The organism is Lutispora sp., from assembly GCF_041687175.1.
Classification (GTDB): Bacteria; Bacillota; Clostridia; order Lutisporales; family Lutisporaceae; genus Lutispora.
The window spans coordinates 1-6,043 of the sequence record NZ_JAWLCK010000139.1 but is presented as its reverse complement, the minus strand read 5'-3'; the positions used below and the strand labels follow the sequence as shown (position 1 = coordinate 6,043).

Below are 6,043 nucleotides of genomic sequence, written 5' to 3'. Positions count from 1 at the left end.
AGATCAGGTGGAAGTAATTAGTCCGCCGCACATGAGAACCATCATTAAAGAAATATCGCAAAAAATTTATATAAAATATTTATAGAACATGACATACAGTTGTCTGGTTTGCTTCCTTATAATGAAAGAAAAGATAACATAAGGAGGAAAAGAAATGGATTATAAAATTGAATTGACAGAACAACCAGCTCAGCCTGTATTATCAATAAGAACAAGAACATCAGTTGGAAATTTACCCAAAGAACTAGGAAGAGCTTACCAGGGTATTGCCGAATATCTGAATGAAATTGGCGAGCAGCCAGCGGGAGCTCCTTTTACAGCATACTATAACATGGATATGGAGAATCTGGATGTAGAGATTGGATTCCCTGTATCCAAAGCTCTTGAAGGAAAAGGTGAAATCAAAGCAAGCCAAATACCTTCAGGCAAGCAAGTATCCTGTATGCACCATGGTCCATATGAAGCATCAGTAGCTGCATATGATGCGATGTCTAAATGGATTGCAGAGAAGGGCTATGTGCCTACAGGAGTAGCTTACGAATTCTATTTCAATTCACCTGTAGAAGTTCCGGAGAGCAAGTTGTTGACAAAAATAGTATTTCCTCTAAAATAAATTTATAGGGTAAGACTCGGAATATCCAGAAGCTATAGTAGGGAATACCTGCTATAGCTTTTATGTTTAGTGCAAGATTGTGTAAACGAAGAATGGAGGATATTTAATATGGGCAGTGTGCAGGAAATAATGGACTTAATTATGGATACTGCTGAATTGTAAGTAGAGACTATACTTGTTTATGATAAATAAAAACAGCTGTCAGAATACTCGCTGACAGCTGTTTCATATCACCTATTGTTCATTTTTCAGTTTCTCAATACCAATTTCCATCCTTCGGATGGTTTCATCCTTGCCCAGTATCTCAGCTAATTCATAGGCTCCACCGGGAGTGAAGGCTTTACCGGATACGGCAGTTCTTATAGGCCAGAGCATTTGGCCATTTTTTATACCCATTTCTTCTATAAGCTTTGCAATGCTGTCTCTGATATTATCCAGATTCCATACTTCCAGAGATTTCAATACTGGAAGGGCCTTTTCCAGACTGTTTATGGCTATTTCATAGGTGGTTTTCATCTTCTTGTGGATATACATCTCTATAGAATACTCGGGAAGCTCATCCAGGAAGTCAAGCTGCGAAGGTATATCTGTCAAAACTTCGGTTCTGGTATGGAGCAGCTCGCTTATCTTCTTGTAGTCGTACTCCTTCTTTAGAGTCTTCTTGTAGTAAGGCATTGCCATCTCATGGAATTCATCCAAAGAGAGCTTTCTTATATACTCACCGTTCATCCATTTTAGCTTTTCTATGTCAAAAATGGCTGGCGCCTTGTTTATCTTTCTATAGTCAAATACCTCTATTAGCTCCTCAAGGGAGAATATCTCCTGATCTGTACCAGGATTCCAGCCTAATAAAGCTATATAGTTTAGCACTGCCTCCTTAAGGAATCCTTTTTCCAGTAAATCTTCAAAGGAAGCGTCGCCCTTTCTCTTACTCAGCTTGTTATGTGCATCTCTCATTATGGGTGGACAGTGTACATAAACAGGAATATCCCAACCGAAGGCTTCATAAAGCCTGTTGTATTTAGGTGAGGAAGATAGATACTCGCTTCCCCTTACCACATGGGTTATGCCCATGAGATGATCATCCACCACATTGGCAAAGTTATAGGTAGGCATTCCGTCTGATTTAAGCAGTATCATATCATCTAGTTCGGAGTTTTCCACAGTTATATTGCCATATATTTCATCATTAAATGTAGTGGATCCTGTCTTCGGATTGTTCTGCCTTATTACATAAGGCTCACCTTTTTCAAGTTTTTCTTTTATTTCTTCCTTAGAAAGTCCACAGCAATGTTTATCATATTTAAAGGGTGTTTTCAATGCCTCCGCCTGATTTCTCAATGCCTCCAATCTTTCTTCACTGCAGAAGCAATAGTAAGCTTCACCTTTTTCAACTAATTTCTCTGCATATTCTCTATATATATGCTTTCTCTGGCTTTGAACATAGGGTCCTACTGGACCACCGATATCTGGACCTTCATCATGTTTCAATCCAGAAAGCTTCAATGCATTATATATTACATCAACTGCTCCTTCCACATACCTTTCCTGGTCTGTATCTTCAATTCTTAATATGAAATCTCCCCCATCATGCTTTGCAATAAGATAAGCATAAAGGGCTGTTCTGAGATTTCCTACATGCATATATCCAGTAGGACTTGGAGCAAATCTGGTTCTTACTCTACCTTGGTTCATGTTATCTCTCCTTTGATTAACACTATACTAATCTGCCCTAATTCTCCCGCCTCTATTGGCGGTGGGTGCCAAAGGGCGGCTAAGTCCAGTGCCCTAAGGCACCTTCTCTTGCCCTTAGTTGGGCAATTCACCTTGTATGGACTCGACTATCTAATGTTTAATTGTTTAGTGCTTCTAAAACTGCCAATAAATACTCGTAGGATCTCTTTACTGATGATATGGAAACATGTTCATTGGGTGTGTGAACATCATACATATCTGGGCCAAAGGATATCATATCAAGCCCTTCAATCTTTTTACCCAGCAAACCGCATTCCACTCCAGCATGGACTGCTACTATCTTAGGTTCTTTGCCGTATTTTTCTTTGTATACCTTTTTAAATACTTCTCTGATTCTGGAGTCTGGGTTATATTCCCAAGCCGGATATTCTCCATGAGCATTGAAGTCTGCTCCTGCAAGTTTAGCTACTGAGCAGGCCTGCTCCTTTATATATTCCTTTAGGCTGTCTACAGAGCTTCTGATTGAAGAGTCGAAAACTATGCCTTCTTCATTAGTAGTTACTACTCCAAGGTTGCTTGAGCTTTCTACCAATCCTTCCATAGAGCTGCTCATTGTCTGAACTCCGTTGGGTGTAGCCATCAACAAGGCGAGAACTCTTTCGGTGTCACCATAGCTTAAAGTATTTTCATAGTTTTCTTCAGCTTTGTTTAAAGTAACAGTTACATCCGGATCTGTAACCTTATATTCATTTTTGAGGATATCATTCCATTCTTTTATTATTTCCATCAGCTTCTCGTATTTTTCACCAGGAGCAAAAATAACTGCATCTGCTTCTCTGGGTATTGCATTGGTCTTGGAACCGCCGCTTAAATGTGATAGCTGGAAAGGTACTTCTTTGTAGATACCATCTAGTACTCTTCCCAGAAGCTTGTTGGAGTTTCCTCTGCCTTTGTCTATTTCCATGCCGGAATGTCCACCTTTGAGACCTCTTATTGCTACTGCATAAGCTTTCAAAGTATTTTCAGGTTTCTTCCAGTCTGCTTTAAAAGTGGTGGTTGTTCTGGAGCCTCCTGCACAGCTTACCAGAAGTTCACCTTCCTCTTCTGAGTCCATATTTATAAGAATTCTTCCTGCTAAATGCTCAGGATTGAGAGCGCTGGCACCTGTCATTCCAGATTCCTCATCTACTGTCATCAAAACCTCTAGAGCAGGATGCTTTATATCGTCGGAGGACAGTACAGCCAATGCCATGGCTACAGCAATACCGTTATCTGCTCCCAATGTTGTGTTATCTGCATAAATCATGTCATCTATGTATCTAAGAGTAATTGGATCCTTAGTGAAATCATGAACTTTATCTTTATTTTTTTCACAGACCATATCCATATGCCCTTGGAGTATGACTGTAGGTGCATTTTCATAACCTGGTGTGGCAGGCTTTTTTATTATAACATTAAGCACTTCATCCTGTATGCATTCTAGGTTATGCTTTTTAGCAAAATTTACTAAATAATCGCTTATGCCCTTTTCATTCCCTGAACCCCTTGGAATTTTAGATATCTCTTCAAAATACTTGAATATTTTATCCAAAATCATCATCCCTTTCTCAAAAAATACAATCTTTTACTAATGTAATTATTATAATGCATAGGAAAGCCTAAATCCACCTTAATTTAGCTTTCCGTAATGCATTTCAACAAAAGTTACCTTATTAATATTAAATATTTTAATAAAAACTTTTGTTATAATGCATACCCACACCCACTGCAACTAACAGAAGCTTTATTAAGTCTAATATTTAGTATACAATACATATTATGACGATAAAAGGAGGTCGCAATAGTGGATAGCAAAAGAGGCTTTGTAATATTAGTCCTAGTATTATCTATTGTTGCAGTAATATCCAATGTCATTACTGCACAATATATAAGTTATAAAGTAGAGAATAAGATCCGAATGGAGATGGAGAGTATTAGTCATCAAATAACACAAATTCAGAGACAGAATCAACCTAGTATTACTTATAACAACTCTACTAGAGAAAAAAAGTGGAATGAGGTAATGGCACCTACAGAGCTTGCCCAGTATTTGGATATTGAACTAGATCAGGTATATGATATTATTGATAACAAAGAATCAGGTATACCATATGTATGTATCGATGGAGCCTATAGATTTAGCAAGGACGCCATAAATGAGTGGTTAGCATCTCAAAAGAGCATCATCATTAATAGTATAAGATAAAGAGGTTATATGAATGAATAGATTATTGTTGGTAATATTGGTTGCAGCAGCTATAGTGGTTTTGCTGACATATTTGTTGGGGAAGCTTTTCAGACATGCAAGATGGGTTAAATATATCATAGGAATTTTGATTATAGCTGTATCATTATATTTTATATATTTGTCAAGGCAACCCTCACAAGGCTTCGAGGATTTGGGGCAATTTATTATGGCCTTAATATTTTTCCCTGCGGGTATAGGCGGTATAATAACAGCCTTTATGATGGATTATAAATATAGAAAAAGATGATATACTAAGTTGACAAATTAATAATCAGATGCATATAATAAATCATAGCCCGTTATGTGAGGCTACCTTGCAAATACATGCTGCTGCCGCTAAACATCGAGAGATGCCACGACGGTTAACAGGTTTTATCGGATTAAGGTATGACCTAATGCAGCTGGGATATACCCTATGTTGCAAGGTGCTAAAACTATACGAGAGGGATGCTATATATTATTTTGCTGTTTATTTCCCTTTGCTCGCGGGCAAAGGGATTTTTATTTAGATGAATTTTTGGAGGTGGTAAATATGGATTCTGGTCCGTTACCTAATAGTTATCAGAAAAAATCAAATAATAAATCAGGAACCATAGTTGCCACCCTTTGGCCTTCGGTTCCTCGAAGGAGGTTAAAATATGCAGGAAACCATTATGAAGCTAATCCAGGAGAATAGATATAAAGAAGTTAGAAATGAAATTTCCGAGATGAATATAGTGGATATAGCTCAACTTCTAATGGAACTGGACAAAACAAAGCTTCTGATATTATTTCGCATTCTTCCCAAAGAGATTGCAGCAGATGTGTTTTCTTATGTATCCTTGGAATTACAGCAGTATATTATAGAATCCATAACAGATAAGGAAATAAGAAATATAGTCAATGATCTGTTCATAGATGATGCTGTAGACTTTTTGGAAGAAATGCCTTCCAATGTGGTAAAGAAAGTATTGAGAAACACCGATGAAGAGACAAGAAAGCTGATAAATCAATTTCTCAAATACCCTGAATACTCTGCCGGAAGTGTAATGACCATAGAATTTGTTGATCTGAAAAAGCAAATGACGGTAAAAGAAGCATTATGCCATATAAGAGCAACAGGAGTAGATAAGGAAACAATAAATACCTGCTATGTCATTGACAAGGGTAGAAAGCTTGAAGGAGTTTTATCCATAAGGAAACTCATATTAGCTGATGAAAGCATAATAATTGGCGATATTATGAATGAGGATGTCATATATGCCAATACATTGGACGATCAGGAAACAGTTGCAGATTTGTTTAAAAAATATGACCTGACAGCTCTTCCTGTGGTTGATAATGAGCATAGGCTTGTAGGAATTGTAACTATAGATGATATAGTTGATATTATAGAACAGGAAAATACTGAAGACCTTCACAAAATGGCAGCCATGGAGCCTTTGGAAGAGGAATATCTAAAGACCAGC

General features: G+C 37.5%; 7 protein-coding genes and 1 riboswitch. Of the genes, 5 read left to right on the top strand and 2 right to left on the bottom strand.

Annotated features, from left to right (window positions below):
- Positions 1-154: 154 nt before the first annotated feature.
- Positions 155-613, top strand: coding sequence for a GyrI-like domain-containing protein (locus tag ACESM9_RS13735; RefSeq protein WP_372999820.1), 459 nt, complete (start codon positions 155-157; stop codon positions 611-613).
- A 234-nt stretch (positions 614-847) separates the two neighbouring features.
- Here ACESM9_RS13735 and gltX read toward each other — a convergent pair whose 3' ends face one another.
- Positions 848-2,308: a glutamate--tRNA ligase gene (gene gltX / locus ACESM9_RS13730; RefSeq protein ID WP_372999817.1), complete on the bottom strand. Its 1,461-nt coding sequence runs from the start codon at positions 2,306-2,308 to the stop codon at positions 848-850.
- Positions 2,309-2,465: 157 nt separating this feature from the next.
- Positions 2,466-3,905 carry an aminoacyl-histidine dipeptidase gene (locus ACESM9_RS13725; RefSeq protein WP_372999823.1) on the bottom strand — a complete coding sequence of 480 codons (1,440 nt, stop codon included), beginning with the start codon at positions 3,903-3,905 and terminating at the stop codon, positions 2,466-2,468.
- Positions 3,906-4,151: 246 nt separating this feature from the next.
- On the opposite strand from ACESM9_RS13725, the gene ACESM9_RS13720 reads away from it, so the two are divergent.
- From ACESM9_RS13720 to mgtE, 4 genes are all read left to right on the top strand, one after another.
- On the top strand, positions 4,152-4,553 hold the full coding sequence (locus ACESM9_RS13720) for a helix-turn-helix domain-containing protein (RefSeq protein WP_372999814.1): 402 nt from the start codon (positions 4,152-4,154) through the stop codon (positions 4,551-4,553).
- Between the two features lie 13 nt (positions 4,554-4,566).
- Complete coding sequence (locus tag ACESM9_RS13715) at positions 4,567-4,842, top strand: hypothetical protein (protein WP_372999811.1); 276 nt, start codon at positions 4,567-4,569, stop codon at positions 4,840-4,842.
- A gap of 41 nt (positions 4,843-4,883) precedes the next feature.
- Positions 4,884-5,049, top strand: a riboswitch (M-box (ykoK) riboswitch).
- A 78-nt stretch (positions 5,050-5,127) separates the two neighbouring features.
- Positions 5,128-5,271 carry a hypothetical protein gene (locus ACESM9_RS13710; protein ID WP_372999808.1) on the top strand — a complete coding sequence of 48 codons (144 nt, stop codon included), beginning with the start codon at positions 5,128-5,130 and terminating at the stop codon, positions 5,269-5,271.
- Positions 5,234-6,043 (top strand): magnesium transporter (gene mgtE, locus ACESM9_RS13705; RefSeq protein WP_372999806.1); only part of this gene is annotated, 810 nt, incomplete at its 3' end. The genes ACESM9_RS13710 and mgtE, both read left to right, overlap by 38 nt.

Bases quoted from the DNA above. Each gene is read 5' to 3' on its own strand.
- ACESM9_RS13735 (WP_372999820.1), top strand. From the start codon at position 155: ATGGATTATAAAATTGAATTGACAGAACAACCAGCTCAGCCTGTATTA.
- gltX (WP_372999817.1), bottom strand. From the start codon at position 2,308: ATGAACCAAGGTAGAGTAAGAACCAGATTTGCTCCAAGTCCTACTGGA.
- ACESM9_RS13725 (WP_372999823.1), bottom strand. From the start codon at position 3,905: ATGATTTTGGATAAAATATTCAAGTATTTTGAAGAGATATCTAAAATT.
- ACESM9_RS13715 (WP_372999811.1), top strand. From the start codon at position 4,567: ATGAATAGATTATTGTTGGTAATATTGGTTGCAGCAGCTATAGTGGTT.
- ACESM9_RS13710 (WP_372999808.1), top strand. From the start codon at position 5,128: ATGGATTCTGGTCCGTTACCTAATAGTTATCAGAAAAAATCAAATAAT.